Source organism: Streptomyces sp. CA-251387 (genome assembly GCF_050936625.1).
Taxonomy (GTDB): Bacteria; Actinomycetota; Actinomycetes; order Streptomycetales; family Streptomycetaceae; genus Streptomyces.
This window is the reverse complement of sequence record NZ_JBNJMJ010000001.1, coordinates 8,768,285-8,785,562: the sequence shown is the minus strand read 5'-3', so window position 1 is coordinate 8,785,562 and position 17,278 is coordinate 8,768,285. Positions and strand designations below refer to the sequence as shown.

Here is a 17,278-nt window from a genome sequence, read left to right as displayed (position 1 = left end):
GGAGGTGTGGCGAGGGCCTCACCAGGACACGGGCAACCGCCGCGGGCTCCGCGTCATCCGCCCCTCCCGCCACTCGATGGTCTCCGGTGTGAACTCGGCACACAGGCGCGGGAAGCGGACGGCGAGGCGGTGCAGGGCGAGTTCGAGTTCCAGGCGGGCGAGCCAGGCGCCCAGGCAGTGGTGGGGTCCGGCGCCGAAGGCGATGCTGGGCGAGGTCAGGGGGGCGAAGAGGTCGGGGTCGCCGGGCGGGAAGACGTCCGGGTCGCGGCCGGCGGAGTTGGTCTGGACGGCGACGACGCTGCCCGCCGGGATCAGCACGCCGCCGACCTCGGCGTCCTCGACGGCGCGGCGGATCAGGCCGGGCAGGACGCGGCCCTCGCTGAGCGGGATGGTCCGCAGCAGCTGCTCGGCAGCGGTGGCCGCCGCCTCTACGTCCTCGGCGAGTCCCTTCCAGGCGGCCCGCCCGTCGGTGAGGAGATAGACGACGGCGTTGCCGAGGGCCGTCATGGTGGTCTCGTGCCCGGCGACGACCAGGCCGCAGACCAGGGTGACCAGTCGGCGCTCGTCGATCCCGAGGTCGTCTCCCGCCGCGACCAGCCCGCTCACCAGGTCGTCGGCCGGCGACTTCCGGCGTTCGGCGACCAGTTCACCGGCGAACTCGCCGAACTCGCGCATCGCCGCGCGGACTTCCTCGGCGGTGTGGGCGCCACCGGACAAGGCGTGGTCGGCCCAGTGCCGGATGCGGTCGCGATCCACGTGCTCCAGGCCCATCAGGCGGCAGATCACCGAGACGGGCAAAGGGCGCGTGAAGCCTTCGATGATGTCGGCGGGCCGGTCCTGTCCGGCGAAGTCGTCGAGGAGTGATTCGACGACCGTGGCCACCCAGGGCCGCCACCGGGCGATCGCCCGGGGCGTGAACGCTCGCTGGACCGTGCCGCGCAGCCGCTGGTGGTCGGCGCCGTCCTGGTTGATGAGCCCGTCGGGGGCGTCGAGCAGGTTCGGTACGACGAGCAGCGGCGGGGCATCCGGAGCGTGCAGCGCACTGCGGTTGAACCGGGGGTCCATGAGCACCTGCCGCGCCTCGGCGTACCGGGTCACGATCCACACCGGGGTGCCGGTGGCGAGGGTGCCGAGCCGGGGCGGCCCGGGCTCGGGGAGGGTGATGCGGTGCATGGGGCGAAGCGGCCGGGAGGTGCTGTCTGCGCTCATCCGGGTCTCCAGACGCGCCGGTACGGACGGTTTCCCACGCTAGTGCGCCGCCCCTGCCCCAGTCAGGGGCGGCAATCGGCCAACGGACAGGTCCGGCAAGGGATTTGGGGGTACTTGGTTGAACAGGGAAGGAGGAACGTCGACATGACGACTCCCATCAAGCGCATCAACAAGCGCATGCCCGGCTGGGCGAAGGCGGTGAGCGCCCTCGTGCTGGTGCTCGTCGTCTTCTTCGCCGGGATCCGGCTGAGCGTGCTCCCCGGCCTGAAGGACCTGTTCGGCACCGAGACCGAGGACCGCTCGGGTCCCGCGCTGCTCCAGTCCATCCAGGACATGAGCCGCTACGACGCCGCCTCCGGCAACTTCCAGATCGTCGTGGATCTGGAGAAGGACGCCAAGTTCCTGCCCGACGCGATCCGCGGCAGCCGCACCCTGTACGTCGGCGCGGGCACCGTGGACGCCTATGTCGACCTCGGAAGGGTCGATAAGGACGACGTCACGGTCAACGACGACCGTACGTCCGCCACGCTCCGCCTGCCGCACGCCGTCCTCGGCAAACCGTCCCTGGACCCCGACCGCTCCTACGCCGTGTCCAAGCAGCGCGGTCTCCTCGACCGCCTCGGCGATCTCTTCTCCGACAACCCGAACAGCGAACAGGCCGTGCAGAAGCTCGCGGTGAAGCACATCGGCGAGGCGGCCAAGGACAGCGAACTGACCGCGCGCGCCGAGACCAACACCACCGACATGCTCGAAGGCCTGCTCCACTCCCTCGGTTTCAAGGAGGTGAAGGTGATGTACGGGTCCTGACCCGCCAGAGCCGGCCTACGAACGCAGGCCTGGCAGGGCCAGCGCCCCGAGCACGGTGGCGCCCACCAGCACCCAGGCCACGTAGTCCCCGACGTGCCCGGACTGCAGGCGCCGCAGCGGCAGCGCCCGGTCCGGGGCGGCGAGGAGCCTCGGCCGGGTGACGGCCAGGGCCGCGAGGCCCAGGGCCAGCGCGGTCGAGGCGAGGTCCAGCAGCACACCGGCCGGGCTCCAGTGCGGTGCGGCGACCACCGCACCGCCGGACCCGGCCTCGTTGACGGCTCGCGCCACCACCTCACCGAAGCCGGGGGCCACGCCGACGGCGAGGGAGCCCGCGAGCAGCAGGGCGGGGACGGCGGTCATGGTGTCGGGGATCCGGCGGAGCCGGTGCCGGGTCTCGGGCCGCTCGCCGGCGCCGGTCGTCTCGTATCCCGCCTTGTCGTACGGCCTGGGCCCGAGCCCGAGGAACACCCGCGCGGCGACCCGCAGCACCGCTCCGGCGGTGACCGCGGTCGCCGCGACGTACAGCACGGTGAGCGGGCCGCCCACGGCCTCCTCCGTGACCGCCTTGCCGAAGGCCGTACCGAAGGGCGGCAGTCCCGCGAGCGCCAGCCCGGCCACGGCGAACAGCACGGCGACGCCCCGCAGTTCCCGGGCGCGTCCGTGCAGCGCGTGTTCGTCGACGCTGCCGTACCGGTCGAGGAGGATGCCCGTGCAGGCGAACAGGGCGGCCTTCACGCCGGCGTGGCCGAGGACGTACAGGGCGATCCCGTCGTCGGCCTCGGGTGTCAGGGCACCGATGCCGATGAGGAACAGCCCTGTGTGGGCGACGGTCGAGTACGCCAGCAGCCGTTTGATGTGCCGCTGGTACCAGCACATGACCGCGCCGATCAGCGCCGTCACCGCGCCGAGCACGAGGAGCACCCGCTCCAGGTCGGCCGCCGGGATGCCGCCGGGTCCGGCGAAGACCGTGCCGTACACCCGCCAGACGCCGTACGCGCCGAGTTCGACCATGACGCCCGACAGCAGCATGCACACCGGGGTGGGTGCGACGGCGTGCGCGTCCGGGAGCCAGAAGTGGAAGGGAACCGCGGCCGCCTTGACCAGCAGGCCGGTCAGGAGGAGGACGAAGGCGGCGAGGACCAGCGCGTCCGGCGGGCCCTGCGCGTCGAGGCCGCGGCCGATCTGGGCCATGGCGAGCTCGCCGGTGCGGGCGTAGAGCAGGCCGATGCCCATCAGCATGGCGTACGCGCCGAGGGAGGTGACGACCCCGAAGGTCAGCGCGCCCTGTACGGCCTTGGCCTCCTCGACCCGGGTGCCGGTCAGGGCGTAGGCGACGACGCTCATCAGCTCGAACCACACGAACGCGTTGAACAGGTCGCCCGCGACCGCGAACCCGCACATGCCGGCCTGGAAGAGCAGTATCAGTGCGGGGAACGAGCCGGCGTGCCGGCGCGGGGGCTCGTCGAAGTAGTGCCAGGAGTACGCCAGCGCCGCCAGGGTCAGCAGGGAGGCGAGCGCGGCCATGCCCAGGCCCGGGCCGTCCCCGACCAGGACGATGCCGACGCTGCGGCCGTCGACGGGCGTCCAGCCGCCGACCCACTCGGTCATCGGTGGCGAGGAGTTCAGCAGCAGCACGATCGCGAGTCCGGCCGTGCCCGCCGAGACGGCACAGCCCACGGACTCGGCGAGGACGCGGGGCACCCGGCGTCCGCCCGCGACCAGGAGGGCGGCCCCGAGGAGCGGTACGGCGACGAGCAGCGGCAGCAGGTCGTTCATCAGCCGCGCAGCTCGGAGAGTTCGTCTGGGTCGACCGTCCCGTGCCGTTTGGAGACCTGGATGACGAGCGCCAGGAGGAGGGCGGTGACCGTGGCGCCGACGACGACGTCCGTCAGGGCCAGGGCCTGCACGACCGGGTCGACGACGGGGCGGGAGCCGGGGTCGATGTCGGAGAACACGGGCGCGGTGGCGCCGTCGCGGTAGCCGACGGCCAGCAGCAGGACGTACGTCGCGGACTGGCAGACGGAGAGGCAGCCGACGGCGTGGATGAGATTGCGGCTGGTGGCGAGGCCGTAGCAGCCGGCCAGGAAGATCCAGGCGGAGACCAGGTAGGGCAGTACATCCATCACGGCGCTCTCACTTCCCGTTCTCCTCCTCGATCTCGACGGCCTGGTCCAGGAAGCGGGCGAGCAGCACGACGACCGCGCAGGTGACCTCCATGCCGATGGCCGCGTTCAGCAGCGGCACGGTGCCGCCGGAGGACAGCGTGTTGAACGTGCCGTACGGCAGCAGGGTGTTGGCGAGGAACGCGGTGCCGCCGATGAGGCCCGCGAGGCCGGTGACGAGGTAGGCGGAGGCGGACAGGGCGTCGCCGACCTCGTACAGGCCGACCGGGCGGATGCGTTCCAGGGCGCGGTAGTCGGCGCCGAGGTAGAGCAGGTGCAGGGAGGTCGCGGCGACGACGCCGCCCTGGAAGCCGCCGCCCGGGCTCAACTGGCCGTGCGCGATGACGTACAGGCCCGTGGCCAGGGCGACCGGCAGGACGATCAGGGCGTACCGGCGTACGGGCGGGTCCACGTCGGCGGGTGCGGGCCGGGCGCGGTGTTCGTCGCGGGTCTGCCGCAGCAGGACGACACAGCCGACGACGGCCGCGAACAGGATGGTCATCTCGCCGAGGGTGTCGAAGGCGCGCTGGTCGAAGTTGACGGAGGCGACGGTGTTGGCGGTGTGCCGGGTGAGGGACGCGTGCACGGCGCGGTCGCCGTACGGGTGGCGGTCGCCGCCGAAGCCGGGCAGGCTCAGGCAGGCGGCGACGAGGAGCGCGGCGAGGCCGGCGCCGCCGACCGCGACGAGCCAGAGCCGGGTGCGCGGGCTCATCCGTCACGTCCCTTGCGGCGCTTGACCTTGCGGACCGACAGGAGCAGCAGCAGCGGGGTGAGGGCGCCGCCGACGGCCAGTTGCGACAGGGCAACGTCGGGAGCCTGCACCACGGTGAACAGGACGGCGAGGACGACGCCGAGGACGGCCAGCACGAGGGCCTGGCGCACGGGGTCGCGGACCAGTACCGCCAGGGTCGCGGCGAAGGCGACCAGCAGCAGCGCGACGACGATCACCGCGTCAGCCACCGCGCACCCCCGCCAAACCGCCGGACAGCGCGCGGGAGGCGACGATGTTCCCGCCGATCAGCAGCGCGCCCGTGACCAGGAGCTTCACCATGGCCCGGCTCGGCCCGACCGCCACGCACAGCACCAGGACCACCGCCGCGCCGAGCCCCGCGGCCGCCCAGGTCACGCCCCAGGCGCGCGGCCGGTCATCGGCCAGCTCGTCGCTGAGCAGGCGGGCGAAGACGAGGGTGCCGACCGGACCGAGCAGGGCCAGGACCAGGGCGAGATCGACGTAGGACGGGCGGTCGTATCCCTGCGCGAGCAGCAGCAGTCCGGGGCAGGCCAGCGCGGTGGACAGGTTCTGCGCCACGACCCGGCGCCGCAGCGGTCCGGTGGCGACGCCCCAGAGGGTGGCGCCCACTCCCCCGCCGAGCACGACGGTCGCCGCGAGGAGCCAGCCGTTCACCGTCCGGTCACCGCCCGTCGTGCGGCGACCGCCGCGAGCGCGGCCACGCCGGCGACGCCCGCGCCGACCGCGAGCTCCAGGGTGTCCACGGCGCTGATGAGGACCAGCCACAGCAGGGCGAGCGCGGCCCACCAGGCCAGGAACTCGGCCGCCGCGAGAAGCGTCGTAGGCCGGTTCATGCGCCACCTCCGCGGGCCAGTTATCCGTTACGTCCGTTCCGCGTCATCCAAACACCACCCGTGATGACAGGGGCGGCGGCGCGCGCGGGCCTCCGGCCGGAGTGCCCCGACAGCGTGAAGGGAAACCGGGCGCGGCCACGGCCGGATGCGGCCCGCGGCGGCATCGCAACGCCGTGCGGGGGTAACCCGCTTACTACGAAGGGAAGTTGAAGACTGGAGGACCGCATGGCCCGTGGAACCTCACGTTCGCGTGCCGCGTCACACCCCGGCACTTCCAAGCCCACCCCGCGATCCGAGCGACGTCCGCTGCGCGTCCTCGCCCGCCTCCTGGCGATGCTGTGCGCCTTCGCGTTCATGGTCGCCTTCGCCGTCGTCCTGGCGAAGCTCACCCTGCAGCCCTCCCCCGCGTCGGAGGCCCTGACGCACACCAACCTGCATCCGGGCCGCTCCCTGCGGGCCTATCTGGACCAGCCCGAACTGCGCGACGCCGTCCGGCAGATCGGCGGGAACCTGCTGCTCGGCGTGCCGTTCGGCATCCTGGTTCCCGTCCTCGCCCCGCGGACGCGCGGCATCCTCCGGGTGCTTCTGCTGACGGCGACCGTCATGCTGCTCGTCGAGTTCGCGCAGGGTGCGCTGGTGCGGGGGCGCGCTTTCGACATCGACGACGTCATCCTCAACACGACCGGCGCCCTGATCGGTTACCTCCTGCTGGGGCGGCGGCTGAGCCGGGCCGTGCACGCGAAGGAGCGTCGCTCCTAGCGCAGCACCAGCTGGACGATGGCCACCGTGCCGACCACGACGATGAGCCCACGCAGGACAGCGGGAGGAAGACGGCGGCCCGTCCTGGCTCCGAGGTGGCCGCCGGCCGCGGAGCCGGCGGCGAGGAGGGCGACGGCCGTCCAGTCGAAGTGCGCCACGACGAGGAAGAAGAGCGCGGCGACGGAGTTGACCACGGCGACGAGCACGTTCTTGACCGCGGTGAGGCGTTGCAGGCCGTCGTCGAGGAGCATGCCCATCAGGGCGACGTAGATGATGCCCTGGGCGGCGGAGAAGTAGCCGCCGTAGACGCTGGCCAGGGTCAGTCCGGCGAGCAGCAGGGGGCCGCCGTCGGGGCGCGCGGATCTGCCCTTCCGGGCGCGGCGGCTGCGCAGCCTCCTGCTGATCAGCGGCTGGAGAACGACCAGCACGAGGGCGAGCCCCACCAGGACCGGCACGATCCGTTCGAACGCCGAGGCGGGCAGGGCCAGCAGCAGCGTGGCACCGGTGAGTCCGCCGAGCAGGGCACCGGCGCTCCACTTCAGGATGCGCCGGCGCTGCCCGCGCAGTTCCCCGCGATACCCGAGGGCACCGCTGATCGAGCCGGGGATCAGGCCGAGCGCGTTGGAGACCGCGGCGGTGACGGGCGGCAGGCCGGTCGCGAGCAGGACCGGGAACGTGATCAGCGTCCCCGAGCCGACTACCGCGTTGACCGCGCCGGCGGCGATGCCCGCGCCCAGGACGGCGAGCAGCTCACCGAGGTGTGCGGCGTTCATGGCGACGAGCCTAGGAACCGAACGCTTCGGCGGCGGCCGCATCATGCCGGGCGGGGGCGATGGAGCCCAGTCAACTTCTGGTCCGTACCAAGGTATTGACGGCCTCTTATCTCACTCCTTAAATCAAGTGGCGACACCTTCACCCCCCACCTCGGTCGGCACACCCCGTCCCCCGGGTCGCCGTACGGAAGGGAGCACGATGGCTTCCCCACGCCTGCTCCGCACCGCTCTCCTCGCCGCTCTGTCGGCGGTCCTGGTCGCCTCCGCCGCGATCGGCCCCGCACAGGCCGGACCACCGGACGTCACGGCCGCCGCGGTGACGTTCTCCGACAGCTTCGACGGGCCCGCCGGTGCCGCGGTCGACGCGTCGAAGTGGCAGATCGAGACCGGCGACAATGTCAACAACCACGAGCGGCAGTACTACACGTCCGGCAACAAGAACGCGGCGCTGGACGGCCAGGGCCACCTGGTGATCACGGCCCGGCGCGAGAACCCGGCCAACTACCAGTGCTGGTACGGCACCTGTCAGTACACCTCGGCCCGGCTGAACACGGCCGGGAAGTTCACCGCCCAGTACGGGCACGTCGAGGCACGGATGAAGGTGCCGCGCGGGCAGGGCATGTGGCCCGCGTTCTGGATGCTCGGCACACCGGTCAACTGGCCCGACTCGGGCGAGATCGACATCATGGAGAACGTCGGCTTCGAGCCCTCGACGGTGCACGGCACGATCCACGGTCCCGGCTACTCCGGCTCCGGCGGCATAGGCGCCGCCTACTCCCTCCCGAACGGGCAGGCCTTCGCCGACGCCTTCCACACCTTCGCCATCGACTGGGCGCCCGACTCGATCACCTGGTCCGTGGACGGGAACGTCTACCAGCGGCGGACGCCTGCCGACCTGGGTGGCCGGCAGTGGGTGTTCAACAAGCCGTTCTTCCTGATCCTCAACCTCGCGGTCGGCGGCTACTGGCCCGGCGACCCGGACGGCTCCACCGTCTTCCCGCAGCAGCTGGTGGTGGACCACGTCTCGGTGACCACCGGCGACAGCCCCACCGGTGGGGCGATCAGGGGGCTCGCCGGAAAGTGCGTGGACGTGGCCGGGGCGAGCTCCGCCAACGGCACACCCGTGCAGCTCTACGACTGCAACGGCACCGCCGCCCAGCAGTGGACCGCCGGCTCCGACGGCACCCTGCGCGCGCTCGGCAAGTGCCTGGACGCCACCGGCAACGGCACCGCGGACGGCACGACCGTCCAGCTGTGGGACTGCACGGGCGGCCCCAACCAGAAATGGACGGTCACCGCGGCGCGCGACATCGTCAACCCGCAGGCCGACAAGTGCCTGGACGTGACCGGCAACAACCCGGCCAACGGCACCCGGCTGCAGATCTGGACCTGCACGGGCGGCGCCAACCAGAAATGGACGGTCGGCTGACCCGGCCGGCTAGCGGTGGTGCCAGGTGAACTTGTCGCCGCCCACCCAGCGGACCACGTCCGGGTCGTCCAGGTCGTGGACCGTGATGCCGAAGGCGGCGGCGGTCTCCAGGACGTCGGTGATGGTCCTCGCCTCACCGACGACCACACCGTCGATCTCCATGATGCGGAACGGAGGCGTGCCCGGCTGAACCCCGAGCACCATGATCCGCGGGTGTGAGATGTGCGGGCTCGCGATTTCGGTCATGAATAGAGCGTAGAGCGCAACCCGCGTCAACGGATCCTTCCGGGCAAACAGGTACTTCGGGCCATCTGCCGACGCCTGGCGGCGGGGTGTCCCGGGCACCCCGGGTGGGTCCGCCTGCCGCTGCCGATCGGGAAGAGGCGCGGATGCGGACGAGGTGCCCGGGAGCGGTGAGGTCCTGCCGTCCAGGTCCAGGTAGCAAACCGTCCACCACCGTGCGAGGGCGGCGGGGCCGGGGAACCCTGGAGCTGGAGGTGGAGGTGGTGATGGATCCCGTCGAGGCCCTGAACCGGATCGCCTTTCTGCTGGAGCGGTCCCTGGCGCCGACGTATCGCGTACGGGCCTTCCGTACGGCCGCCCGGGCGCTGTCCGAGCTGCCCGCGGAGGAGGTGCGGGCGCGGGCGGAGGCCGGGACGCTGGAGTCGCTGCGGGGCGTCGGCCCGAAGACGGCCCAGGTGGTGCGCGAGGCGCTGGCCGGTCAGGTGCCCGGCTATCTGACGGACCTGGAGGGCCGGCCCGCGGCCTCACCACCCGAGGCGGGCCGGCGGTTGTGGGAGCTGCTGCGCGGGGACTGTCATCTGCACTCCGACTGGTCGGACGGCGGCAGCCCGATCGAGGAGATGGGCCGCACGGCGGCCGAGCTCGGTCACGAATGGGCGGTGCTGACCGACCACTCGCCACGGCTGACCGTCGCACGGGGGCTGTCGGCCGACCGGCTGCGGGAGCAGCTGGAGGTGGTGGCCGAGCTGAATACGACGTGGGCGCCGTTCCGGCTGCTCACCGGCATCGAGTGCGACATCCTCGAGGACGGCTCGCTCGACCAGGAGCCCGAGCTGCTGGAGCGGCTCGACGTCGTGGTGGTGTCCGTGCACTCCAAGCTGCGGATGGACGCCCGCACGATGACCCGCCGTATGGTCGCCGCCGTACGCAATCCGCACGCGGACATCCTCGGTCACTGCACCGGCAGGCTGATCACCGGGCGTGGCCGGCCGGAGTCGGAGTTCGACGCGGACGAGGTGTTCGCCGCGTGCGCCGAGTCCGGTACGGCGGTGGAGATCAACAGCCGGCCCGAGCGGCTGGACCCGCCCCGGCGGCTGCTGCGCCGGGCCGTGGAGGCGGGCGTGCTGTTCTCCATCGACACCGACGCGCATGCGCCCGGCCAGCTCGACTGGCAGCGGTACGGCTGTGCGCGGGCGGAGGAGTGCGGGGTGCCGGCCGAGCGGGTGGTCACCACCTGGAGCGTGGACGAACTGCTGTCATGGACGCGCAACAAGTGAAGGCCATCGGGGCATGAGAGGGGTGAAATCCAAGGTGCGTGATGCAGATCACCTCACATCGTGGCAAACCCAGGAACACTCGCAGGTGGTTTCCCGTTGAACCAGCCGTGGGTGCGGATGGGACAGTGTCCCCGGGCCTCACCTTTTGCCCACAGGGACGATCGTTCGGCTGAAGCCCTGTGGAGCCTTTCGCCGAGAGGCGACCGCCATCCGCGCCCACCACTGACCGCCCCGATCGCGAATCCCCCGTCGCGGTCGGGGCTTTTCTCTGCCCCCCTCGCTGCGCGAGTGTCTTCTTGACTTCGAGAGCGCTCCAATTCGTAGCGTGCCGCGCATGACCACTGCACAGCACAAGATCGGCTCCGGTTTCGGGGCCACCACCACCGCCGACGACGTCCTGCACGGCATCGACCTGACCGGCAGGCTCGCGATCGTCACCGGCGGCTACTCGGGCATCGGTCTGGAGACCACCAGGGCACTCACCAACGCGGGCGCCCACGTGGTCGTCCCAGCCCGCCGCCCGGCCACCGCCGAGGCGGCGCTGTCCGGCCTGGTCGGCGTCGAGGTGGATGAGCTTGACCTCGGCGACCTGGAGAGCGTGCGCGGCTTCGCCGAGCGGTTCCTCGCCTCCGGCCGCACCATCGACTTCCTGATCAACAGCGCCGGAATCATGGCCTGCCCGGAGACCCGGGTGGGGCCCGGCTGGGAGGCACAGTTCGCGACCAACCACCTCGGTCACTTCGCCCTCGTCAACCGTCTCTGGCCGGCTCTCGCACCGGGCGGCGCACGGGTCGTCTCCGTCTCCTCCGGCGGACACCATCTGAGCGGCATGCGCTGGGACGACGTCCAGTGGCAGCGGGGCTACGACAAGTGGGCGGCGTACGGGCAGGCCAAAACCGCGAACGTACTGTTCGCCGTGCACCTGGACCGGCTCGCCCAGAGCTCCGGCGTGCGCGCCTTCGCCCTGCACCCCGGCGCCATCCTCACCCCCCTCCAGCGGCACATGGCCAAGGAGGAGATGGTGGAGCGCGGCTGGATCGACGAGAACGGCACCCCGCTGAACCCCGAGGGCTTCAAGAACCCGCAGCAGGGTGCGGCCACCCAGGTCTGGGCGGCGACTTCGCCCCAGCTGGACGGCCTGGGCGGCCTGTACCTGGAGGACTGCGAGGTCGCCGAGCCCGCTCCGGCCGACGGTGCGATGCGCGGGGTGAAGGACTGGGCGGTCGACCCTGAGCAGGCCGCGCGCCTGTGGCAGCTGTCGGCGGAGCTGACGGGCGTGAACGCGTTCGCCACGTAGTGCGGGCCCGGGTAGTGCGGTTCCGGAGGGTGCGCGTGCCTTGGACGGGTACTCGGACGTGCCCGTCCCCCCTCCCGAAAGGAGCCGCAGGTGAGCAGCGAACCGGACCGCAGGATCGTGGTCACCGGGGCCACGGGCAATGTCGGTACGAGTGTGGTGCGGCTCCTCTCGGAGGATCCGGAGGTGGGTTCCGTGCTGGGGCTGGCCCGCCGGACTCCCGAGTGGTCGCCGCCGAAGACGGACTGGGCCGAGGTCGATCTGGCGTCCGAGGAGGCCGGTCTCGTCGACCTCTTCGAGGGCGCCGCCGCCGTCGTCCATCTGGCCTGGGCGTTCCAGCCCACCCATGATCCGGCGGTGACGTGGCGGACGAACGTGCTGGGCGGCATCCGTGTGTTCGAGGCGGTGGCCGCCGCGAGGGTGCCCACGCTGGTGCACGCGTCGTCGGTCGGCGCGTACTCGCCGGGGCCGAAGGACGAGGCCGTGGACGAGTCGTGGCCGACGCACGGCTGGCCCGACGCCGCGTACTGCCGGGAGAAGGCCTACCTGGAGCGGGCACTGGACACCTTCGAGGGGCTGCACCCCTCGGTCCGTGTGGTGCGGATGCGGCCCGCCTTCCTGTTCAAGCGGGAGTCGGCGAGCGAGCAGCGCCGTATCTTCGGCGGCCGCTTCCTGCCGGGGCCGCTGGCGCGTCCCGAACTGCTGCCGTTCCTGCCCGACATCCCGGGACTGCGGGTGCAGGCCCTGCACACCGACGACGCGGCCGCGGCGTTTCGGCTCGCCGTGAAGTCCGACGCCCGCGGCGCGTTCAACCTCGCGGCGGAACCGCCGGTCGACGCGGCACTGCTGGGCGAGATGCTGGGTGCCCGCCCGGTCCGGCTGCCGCGTGCGGCGGCCCGGTCGGCGATCGCCGCCGCGTGGGGGCTGCACCTGCTGCCAGCTTCGCCGCATCTCTTCGACGCGGTCCTCAGGCTGCCGCTGATGGACTGCAGCCGCGCGCACACAGAACTGGGCTGGCGCCCGGAGCGTACGGCGCCCGAGGTGCTGGAGGAGTTCCTCCAGGGCCTCCAGCACGGGGAAGGCGCGGCGACGGAGCCACTGCGGGGCCGCAAGGTGGGCTGACCCGGCCGGAGGGTGGCCTGGCCCGACCGCTGACGTGACCTGCGCCCTGCCTCTGTGGCCCTCGCCCGCCTACAGCCCTCGTCCTGCCTGCGGCCTGTCTCAGCCGGTCGGCTCCTCGGGTTCCGGGTGTTCGGGATGGACCGTGCCCGACTGCGGTGCCCCCTGCCGGCCCGTGCCCGCCTCGTCCACGTCCGGGACGTCGTCCGCCTCGGTGGTGTCGTCCACGGGCTCGACGGGCACCTCCCACGGGTCCTCCCCCGCGTCCGCCTGCTGGTCCGGCAGGTCCCTCGGTACCGGCTCGCCGGTCTGGTCCGGCGCCTCGCGACGGTCCTGGGCCATGGTGCACCTCCTTCGCGTCGTCCGAGCGCACCGCGAGTACCGCCTGCCTCACCGGCGAAACCTCAGGGCACCACCCGCTCCGCCAGGGCTGTGCGCCAGGCCGGTGCCGGGTCCTCGGGGCCCGGTTCGGCGCGGCGGCCGCCGCAGGCGAAGAAGTCGTTGAGCGGCAGGACCGCGGCGCCGACGGTGACCGCGTCGGGGCCGAGCCTGCCAAGGTCGACGGTGACCTTCCGGGCCGGATGCCGCAGTGCGTACGAGGCCGCGTGGCGGCGTACGGCGGGCAGGAACCGGGCGCCGAGCTGGAGCCCCGCCCAGCCGCCGATCAGGATGCGCTCGGGCTGGAAGAGGTTGATCAGGTCGGACAGCCCCGCACCCACGTACTCGGCCGTCTCCTCCAGTACGGCGAGCGCCCCCGGGTCGGCCGCCCGGCCCTCGGCCGCATACGCGCCGGCCAGCATCGCCGCGAGCGCGGTCTCCTCGTCGGCGCTCTCCGGCACGCGCCCGCCCTCCTCGCCCCAGCGTTCCAGCAGCGCCTCCGCGCCCGCGTAGGCCTCCAGGCAGCCGAGCGCACCGCACCGGCAGCGGCGCCCCCGCACTCGGACCGTCAAGTGCCCCCACTCGACCGCCCGCCCGTGCTCCACGTCCGGGGTGACCAGGCAGGCGCCGACGCCGGAGCCGAAGAGCACGACGACCGCGCTGCGGGCGCCGCGTCCGCCGCCGAACCACATCTCGGCCTGGCCCATGGTCTTGGCACCGTTGTCGATGAAGTACGGGACGGTGTCCGGGAGCGGGGAGCCGTCGCGCAGGAGCTGCTCCAGCGGTACCGCGTCCCAGCCGATCGTCTGCCCATGCACCACGGCACCGTCCTGCGGCGTGTGCTCGACGATGCCGGGGACGCCGATGCCGACGCCGAGGAGCCGCTCGGGCCCGATGCCGGCGCCCGTGAGCACCTCGCCGATGCCGTCGCGGACATGGCCGACGATGCCGTCCACCTCGTAGCGCTGCTGCTCCAGGGGCCGTTCCGCGCGGGCGAGTTCGGTGAGGGTCAGGTCGAACAGCCCGATCCGCACCCGGGTCTCCCCGACGTCGACGCCGATCATGTGGCCACTGCCGGGAACCACCCGCAACAGGATGCGCGGGCGGCCGCCGTCGGAGTCGACGCTGCCGGCCTCCTCGACCAGCCCGTCGGCGATCAGTTCGGCGACGACGTTGCTGACGGAACCGGAGCTCAGCCCGGTCGCCGGGCCGAGCTCGAAGCGGCTGAGGGGGCCGTCGAAGTAGAGGCGCCGCAGTACGGCCGTACGGTTGCCCCGCCTGAGGTCCCGTACCGTGCGCCCGTTCCGCCCCGCCATGTGGCTCCCTTCGGACCAGCCCTGTTCCCCACCTGTTCGAACGCCCCCATTGTGGACTACGCCGTGAGGTCCTCGACCTCGGCCAGCGCCGCCACCAGCTCAGGGGCGACCGTCTCCTGCACCCAGCGGTCCTGTGCGGGGTCGACGGCCCGCGGGATCGTCTCCGTGAGCATGATCAGGTAGAGGTAGCACCGGTAGAGGGCCAGCCGCAGGAGTGCCGGTACGTCGAAGTCGGCGCTCCCTCCGGCCTCCCGGTACCCCGCCAGGAACGCCTCGTCCTTCTTGATGTCGCCGAGCAGCGCCAGGGAGACGAAGTCGGCCAGCGGGTCGCCCCAGAACATGCGCTCCCCGTCGATGAGCCCGCCGATCCGGACCTCCCCCTCCCCCGGCCCCGACGCGCGGTCCACCAGGATGTTGCCCGGCCACAGGTCGAAGTGGACCAGGCACGGGACGGTGACCTCGTCGAGCGCGTCGTAGCCGGCCCGCAGCGTCCGGGCGACGGCGTCCGCGGGGCGGGGCAGCCGGGCCCCGTACCCTCGGGCGTCGTCGAGGACGGCGTCGAGCATCCCGGTGAACGCGGTGCGCCAGTTGGGGGCGAGCGGGCCGAGGGCGCCGGACGGATAGCCGAAGCCCGGTCCGGTGATGGTGTGCAGTCGGGCGACCTGACGGCCCAGCTCCGCGCGCAGGGACGTCTTCTCGGTGTCGGTGAGCGAGCCGTTCCAGGCGTCGCCCGGGACGGCGGTCATCAGCAGGTTGCTCCCCAGGGCCACGACGCGCGGCGCGGGGACGTCCGCCTGCGCGGCCGCCCGGTAGAACTCGGCCTCGGACACGAGGAGGTTGCTCTCGTGCGTCAGGCCGGGGACGGTCGGCGCGGGCGGCACCTTGAGCACGTACCGGCGGCCGTCGGTGAGGAGCAGTTCCTCCACCGTGTTGTAGGTGCCGCCCGACAGCGGGCGCAGGGTGGCGAGGTGTCCCGGCGGTATGCCGGCCTCCTCCAGGACCTGCCGCGCCCGTTCCCAGGAGTCCACCACCGTGCGCCCACCCCTCCCCAACGGTTCAGCCGGCCGCGTAGACGTCCTCGACGTAACGGCCGTCCGCGATCAGCCCATTCGAGCCACCGCCCGGCCACCGCGTCGTCGGCGCCCGGCGTGCGTTCGCGGTACAGCGTACGGAACGCCTCCCGAACGCCCGGCGCCATCCGGGAACCGTCGCCGCAGACGTACACCCGGGCGCCCGCGCCGTGCGGTTCGCCGCCGAAGCAGCAGAGGACCGGGGCGAGTTCGACGGCGCCGGCCGCGAGGGCCGCCCGGGAGACCGGGCTTACGGCGGACGGCGTCAACTACCATCTGCGCCGCCTGTCGGTGTGGTGAGTGCGGCGAACCGTGCGGAACTGGTCGCCCGCGCCTATGCGCTGGGCGTGCTCGCTGCCGGGGTGTGGCCGCCGTGGCCCGCCTCCTCGGACGAGCCGGAGTAGGCGGAGCAGGCCGTGCCCGCGCCCTCGGGGGCGCCGAAGCGGGCGAGCGTGTGCCACACCATCTTCAGGTCCTGGAGTTCGTAGCGGCCCGTGCGCGCGGCGTCCCCGATGACGCGCGGGTCGATGCGGCCGTCCTCGGCGATCCGGGCGCCCAGGTCGGCGTACTCCCGACCGCGGTAGTCCGCGTGGCGGCGCAGTTCGGGCACGGTGAGCCGGTAGCCGGGGTGCCACTCGACGGGGCAGGGCAGCAGGCGGGCCGCGGTCTCGACCGGCGTGCCGCGGTAACAGGCGTCCAGGACGACGGCCTCCACGTCGCGGGCGAGGACGACCCCGCCGTGGACCTGGGCCTCGATGTAGTCGTTGAGGGCGTCCTGCTCGTCGGATTCGGCGAGCGCGACGAGGTGCATGCCTGCCGCGACGCCGAAGTCGGTCGGCTCTGCGGCGCTGTCGGGGTAGCAGAAGGTGGCGCGCGCGAGTGCGGCGCCGGTCAGGCGGAAGTGCGAGGAGCCGAACCGCGGGGCGGCGCCGACGACTTGGCGCCGGAAGTTCAGCGCACCGTACACGGGCCGCTCGTGGGCGGACGCGTCGTCGTACACCTCGCCGAAGATCCGGCTCTCCCAGCGCCAGCGGTCGCCGCCGGGGTGGGCGGTGAGGCCGCCGTTGCTGGTGCCGGTGACGAACTGCGAGTGGTACGTGCCGTCCTCGGCCAGCGCACGCAGGATCGGCACGCCCCGCACCAGCCGGTCGGGGTGGAAGTTGAGGGTGATGCGTAGGTCGGGATCGAGGGCCGGTCCTCTGGAGGAAGCCGCGACATGCCGCAGTGCCGCCCGGGCCCTGGGTGACCCGTCCTCGCCGAAATTCACTGGCTTCCCTTCCTCAAGCTTCCTACCCTAGGCATAAACCTAGGGCTCCTAGGTTTGTCCTAGCGCCGATCGACTCCGCAGGAGACTCACCCATGAGGTCACTCACCGAGCAGGACATCCGCAACTCTTTTATCAACTGCTCGAAAGGCGAGGCCAAGCGCCTGTCCCTGCCCCGCGATCTCGCCGAACGCCCTTGGGACGACCTGGACTTCCTCGGCTGGCGGGATCCCGGGGCACCGGACCGCAGCTATCTGGTCACCGAACGGGACGGGCAACCGGTCGGCGTCACCCTGCGCTTCCCGTCCTCGCAGCGCAGCCTCCTGCGCTACAGCATGTGCTCGCTGTGCCTGACCTCCCATCCACGCGGGGGCGTCTCCTTGATGACGGCCCGCAAGGCGGGCCCTGCGGGCCGTGAGGGCAACTCGGTAGGCCTGTACATGTGCACCGACCTCGCCTGCTCCCTCTACCTCCGCGGCAAGAAGACCCCGGAGACGGGCCCACGGATCGAGGAGAGCCTGACGCTGGAGGAGCAGATCGCGCGGACGCGGGGCAATCTGACGGCGTTCCTGGACCAGCTGTACGCCTGACCGG

Annotated in this window: 20 protein-coding genes and 2 pseudogenes; 8 read left to right on the top strand and 14 right to left on the bottom strand. The window is 72.4% G+C overall.

The window, feature by feature from the left end:
- Positions 1 to 18: 18 nt before the first annotated feature.
- On the bottom strand, positions 19 to 1,209 hold the full coding sequence (locus ACQEV2_RS39200) for a cytochrome P450 (protein WP_433052977.1): 1,191 nt from the start codon (positions 1,207 to 1,209) through the stop codon (positions 19 to 21).
- A 144-nt stretch (positions 1,210 to 1,353) separates the two neighbouring features.
- Between ACQEV2_RS39200 and ACQEV2_RS39195 the strand changes: the two genes are divergently transcribed.
- A complete protein-coding gene (locus ACQEV2_RS39195) occupies positions 1,354 to 2,016 on the top strand; it encodes a DUF4230 domain-containing protein (RefSeq protein WP_433052974.1) in 663 nt (220 codons plus the stop codon).
- 15 nt (positions 2,017 to 2,031) lie between these two features.
- Here ACQEV2_RS39195 and ACQEV2_RS39190 read toward each other — a convergent pair whose 3' ends face one another.
- Genes ACQEV2_RS39190 through ACQEV2_RS39165 form a run of 6 tightly spaced genes read right to left on the bottom strand, consistent with a single transcriptional unit; the run spans position 2,032 to position 5,762 of the window.
- Complete coding sequence (locus ACQEV2_RS39190) at positions 2,032 to 3,792, bottom strand: complex I subunit 5 family protein (protein WP_433052971.1); 1,761 nt, start codon at positions 3,790 to 3,792, stop codon at positions 2,032 to 2,034.
- Positions 3,792 to 4,139, bottom strand: coding sequence for a sodium:proton antiporter (locus ACQEV2_RS39185; RefSeq protein ID WP_433055139.1), 348 nt, complete (start codon positions 4,137 to 4,139; stop codon positions 3,792 to 3,794). Before ACQEV2_RS39185 ends, ACQEV2_RS39190 begins: the two co-directional genes overlap by 1 nt.
- A 10-nt stretch (positions 4,140 to 4,149) precedes the next feature.
- Entirely contained in the window at positions 4,150 to 4,890 is a 741-nt protein-coding gene (locus ACQEV2_RS39180; RefSeq protein WP_433052968.1) for an MnhB domain-containing protein, read from the bottom strand.
- Complete coding sequence (locus ACQEV2_RS39175) at positions 4,887 to 5,138, bottom strand: Na(+)/H(+) antiporter subunit B (RefSeq protein WP_433052965.1); 252 nt, start codon at positions 5,136 to 5,138, stop codon at positions 4,887 to 4,889. Before ACQEV2_RS39175 ends, ACQEV2_RS39180 begins: the two co-directional genes overlap by 4 nt.
- Positions 5,131 to 5,583 carry a monovalent cation/H+ antiporter complex subunit F gene (locus tag ACQEV2_RS39170; RefSeq protein ID WP_433052962.1) on the bottom strand — a complete coding sequence of 151 codons (453 nt, stop codon included), beginning with the start codon at positions 5,581 to 5,583 and terminating at the stop codon, positions 5,131 to 5,133. Before ACQEV2_RS39170 ends, ACQEV2_RS39175 begins: the two co-directional genes overlap by 8 nt.
- A complete protein-coding gene (locus tag ACQEV2_RS39165; protein WP_433052959.1) occupies positions 5,580 to 5,762 on the bottom strand; it encodes a hypothetical protein in 183 nt (60 codons plus the stop codon). The genes ACQEV2_RS39170 and ACQEV2_RS39165 overlap by 4 nt, the downstream gene beginning before the upstream one ends.
- A 225-nt stretch (positions 5,763 to 5,987) precedes the next feature.
- On the opposite strand from ACQEV2_RS39165, the gene ACQEV2_RS39160 reads away from it, so the two are divergent.
- Entirely contained in the window at positions 5,988 to 6,521 is a 534-nt protein-coding gene (locus tag ACQEV2_RS39160; RefSeq protein WP_433052956.1) for a VanZ family protein, read from the top strand.
- On the opposite strand, the gene ACQEV2_RS39155 is transcribed toward ACQEV2_RS39160, so the two are convergent.
- Complete coding sequence (locus ACQEV2_RS39155) at positions 6,518 to 7,294, bottom strand: sulfite exporter TauE/SafE family protein (RefSeq protein WP_433052953.1); 777 nt, start codon at positions 7,292 to 7,294, stop codon at positions 6,518 to 6,520. The two genes, ACQEV2_RS39160 and ACQEV2_RS39155, sit on opposite strands and share 4 nt — an antisense overlap.
- Positions 7,295 to 7,493: 199 nt before the next feature.
- Here ACQEV2_RS39155 and ACQEV2_RS39150 point away from each other — a divergent pair, with 199 nt between their 5' ends.
- Positions 7,494 to 8,723: a ricin-type beta-trefoil lectin domain protein gene (locus ACQEV2_RS39150; RefSeq protein WP_433052950.1), complete on the top strand. Its 1,230-nt coding sequence runs from the start codon at positions 7,494 to 7,496 to the stop codon at positions 8,721 to 8,723.
- 9 nt (positions 8,724 to 8,732) lie between these two features.
- On the opposite strand, the gene ACQEV2_RS39145 is transcribed toward ACQEV2_RS39150, so the two are convergent.
- Entirely contained in the window at positions 8,733 to 8,969 is a 237-nt protein-coding gene (locus ACQEV2_RS39145) for a hypothetical protein (RefSeq protein WP_433052947.1), read from the bottom strand.
- 263 nt (positions 8,970 to 9,232) lie between these two features.
- Here ACQEV2_RS39145 and ACQEV2_RS39140 point away from each other — a divergent pair, with 263 nt between their 5' ends.
- The 3 genes from ACQEV2_RS39140 to ACQEV2_RS39130 all read left to right on the top strand — a co-directional run bounded on the left by ACQEV2_RS39140 (position 9,233) and on the right by ACQEV2_RS39130 (position 12,659).
- Positions 9,233 to 10,243 (top strand): PHP domain-containing protein, encoded by a 1,011-nt coding sequence (locus ACQEV2_RS39140; protein ID WP_433055136.1) that lies wholly within the window; start codon positions 9,233 to 9,235, stop codon positions 10,241 to 10,243.
- Between the two features lie 334 nt (positions 10,244 to 10,577).
- On the top strand, positions 10,578 to 11,540 hold the full coding sequence (locus ACQEV2_RS39135; RefSeq protein WP_433052944.1) for an SDR family NAD(P)-dependent oxidoreductase: 963 nt from the start codon (positions 10,578 to 10,580) through the stop codon (positions 11,538 to 11,540).
- A 90-nt stretch (positions 11,541 to 11,630) separates the two neighbouring features.
- Positions 11,631 to 12,659, top strand: coding sequence for an SDR family oxidoreductase (locus ACQEV2_RS39130; RefSeq protein WP_433052941.1), 1,029 nt, complete (start codon positions 11,631 to 11,633; stop codon positions 12,657 to 12,659).
- 99 nt (positions 12,660 to 12,758) lie between these two features.
- Here the strand turns inward: ACQEV2_RS39130 and ACQEV2_RS39125 are convergent, their stop codons facing one another.
- From ACQEV2_RS39125 to ACQEV2_RS39110, 4 genes and pseudogenes are all read right to left on the bottom strand, one after another.
- On the bottom strand, positions 12,759 to 12,998 hold the full coding sequence (locus ACQEV2_RS39125) for a hypothetical protein (protein WP_433052938.1): 240 nt from the start codon (positions 12,996 to 12,998) through the stop codon (positions 12,759 to 12,761).
- A gap of 62 nt (positions 12,999 to 13,060) precedes the next feature.
- Positions 13,061 to 14,350: an ROK family protein gene (locus tag ACQEV2_RS39120; protein WP_433052935.1), complete on the bottom strand. Its 1,290-nt coding sequence runs from the start codon at positions 14,348 to 14,350 to the stop codon at positions 13,061 to 13,063.
- Positions 14,351 to 14,406: 56 nt separating this feature from the next.
- Positions 14,407 to 15,381, bottom strand: coding sequence for a phosphotransferase family protein (locus ACQEV2_RS39115; protein WP_433052932.1), 975 nt, complete (start codon positions 15,379 to 15,381; stop codon positions 14,407 to 14,409).
- A gap of 25 nt (positions 15,382 to 15,406) precedes the next feature.
- Positions 15,407 to 15,590: pseudogene (locus ACQEV2_RS39110) on the bottom strand (hypothetical protein); the annotation flags it as partial.
- A 46-nt stretch (positions 15,591 to 15,636) separates the two neighbouring features.
- Here ACQEV2_RS39110 and ACQEV2_RS39105 point away from each other — a divergent pair.
- A pseudogene (locus ACQEV2_RS39105) lies at positions 15,637 to 15,824 on the top strand (diguanylate cyclase); the annotation flags it as partial.
- On the opposite strand, the gene ACQEV2_RS39100 reads toward ACQEV2_RS39105, so the two are convergent.
- Positions 15,755 to 16,687 (bottom strand): DUF3626 domain-containing protein, encoded by a 933-nt coding sequence (locus ACQEV2_RS39100; RefSeq protein WP_433052929.1) that lies wholly within the window; start codon positions 16,685 to 16,687, stop codon positions 15,755 to 15,757. The pseudogene ACQEV2_RS39105 and the gene ACQEV2_RS39100 overlap by 70 nt on opposite strands.
- Positions 16,688 to 16,779: 92 nt before the next feature.
- Here ACQEV2_RS39100 and ACQEV2_RS39095 point away from each other — a divergent pair, with 92 nt between their 5' ends.
- Complete coding sequence (locus ACQEV2_RS39095; protein WP_433052926.1) at positions 16,780 to 17,274, top strand: FBP domain-containing protein; 495 nt, start codon at positions 16,780 to 16,782, stop codon at positions 17,272 to 17,274.
- Positions 17,275 to 17,278 lie beyond the last annotated feature (4 nt).

Excerpts from the sequence above, each read along its gene's own strand:
- ACQEV2_RS39200 (WP_433052977.1), bottom strand. The coding sequence starts at position 1,209 with ATGAGCGCAGACAGCACCTCCCGGCCGCTTCGCCCCATGCACCGCATC.
- ACQEV2_RS39165 (WP_433052959.1), bottom strand. The coding sequence starts at position 5,762 with ATGAACCGGCCTACGACGCTTCTCGCGGCGGCCGAGTTCCTGGCCTGG.
- ACQEV2_RS39160 (WP_433052956.1), top strand. The coding sequence starts at position 5,988 with ATGGCCCGTGGAACCTCACGTTCGCGTGCCGCGTCACACCCCGGCACT.
- ACQEV2_RS39155 (WP_433052953.1), bottom strand. The coding sequence starts at position 7,294 with ATGAACGCCGCACACCTCGGTGAGCTGCTCGCCGTCCTGGGCGCGGGC.
- ACQEV2_RS39150 (WP_433052950.1), top strand. The coding sequence starts at position 7,494 with ATGGCTTCCCCACGCCTGCTCCGCACCGCTCTCCTCGCCGCTCTGTCG.
- ACQEV2_RS39145 (WP_433052947.1), bottom strand. The coding sequence starts at position 8,969 with ATGACCGAAATCGCGAGCCCGCACATCTCACACCCGCGGATCATGGTG.
- ACQEV2_RS39135 (WP_433052944.1), top strand. The coding sequence starts at position 10,578 with ATGACCACTGCACAGCACAAGATCGGCTCCGGTTTCGGGGCCACCACC.
- ACQEV2_RS39120 (WP_433052935.1), bottom strand. The coding sequence starts at position 14,350 with ATGGCGGGGCGGAACGGGCGCACGGTACGGGACCTCAGGCGGGGCAAC.
- ACQEV2_RS39140 (WP_433055136.1), top strand. The coding sequence starts at position 9,233 with ATGGATCCCGTCGAGGCCCTGAACCGGATCGCCTTTCTGCTGGAGCGG.
- ACQEV2_RS39190 (WP_433052971.1), bottom strand. The coding sequence starts at position 3,792 with ATGAACGACCTGCTGCCGCTGCTCGTCGCCGTACCGCTCCTCGGGGCC.
- ACQEV2_RS39180 (WP_433052968.1), bottom strand. The coding sequence starts at position 4,890 with ATGAGCCCGCGCACCCGGCTCTGGCTCGTCGCGGTCGGCGGCGCCGGC.
- ACQEV2_RS39185 (WP_433055139.1), bottom strand. The coding sequence starts at position 4,139 with ATGGATGTACTGCCCTACCTGGTCTCCGCCTGGATCTTCCTGGCCGGC.
- ACQEV2_RS39095 (WP_433052926.1), top strand. The coding sequence starts at position 16,780 with ATGAGGTCACTCACCGAGCAGGACATCCGCAACTCTTTTATCAACTGC.
- ACQEV2_RS39195 (WP_433052974.1), top strand. The coding sequence starts at position 1,354 with ATGACGACTCCCATCAAGCGCATCAACAAGCGCATGCCCGGCTGGGCG.
- ACQEV2_RS39125 (WP_433052938.1), bottom strand. The coding sequence starts at position 12,998 with ATGGCCCAGGACCGTCGCGAGGCGCCGGACCAGACCGGCGAGCCGGTA.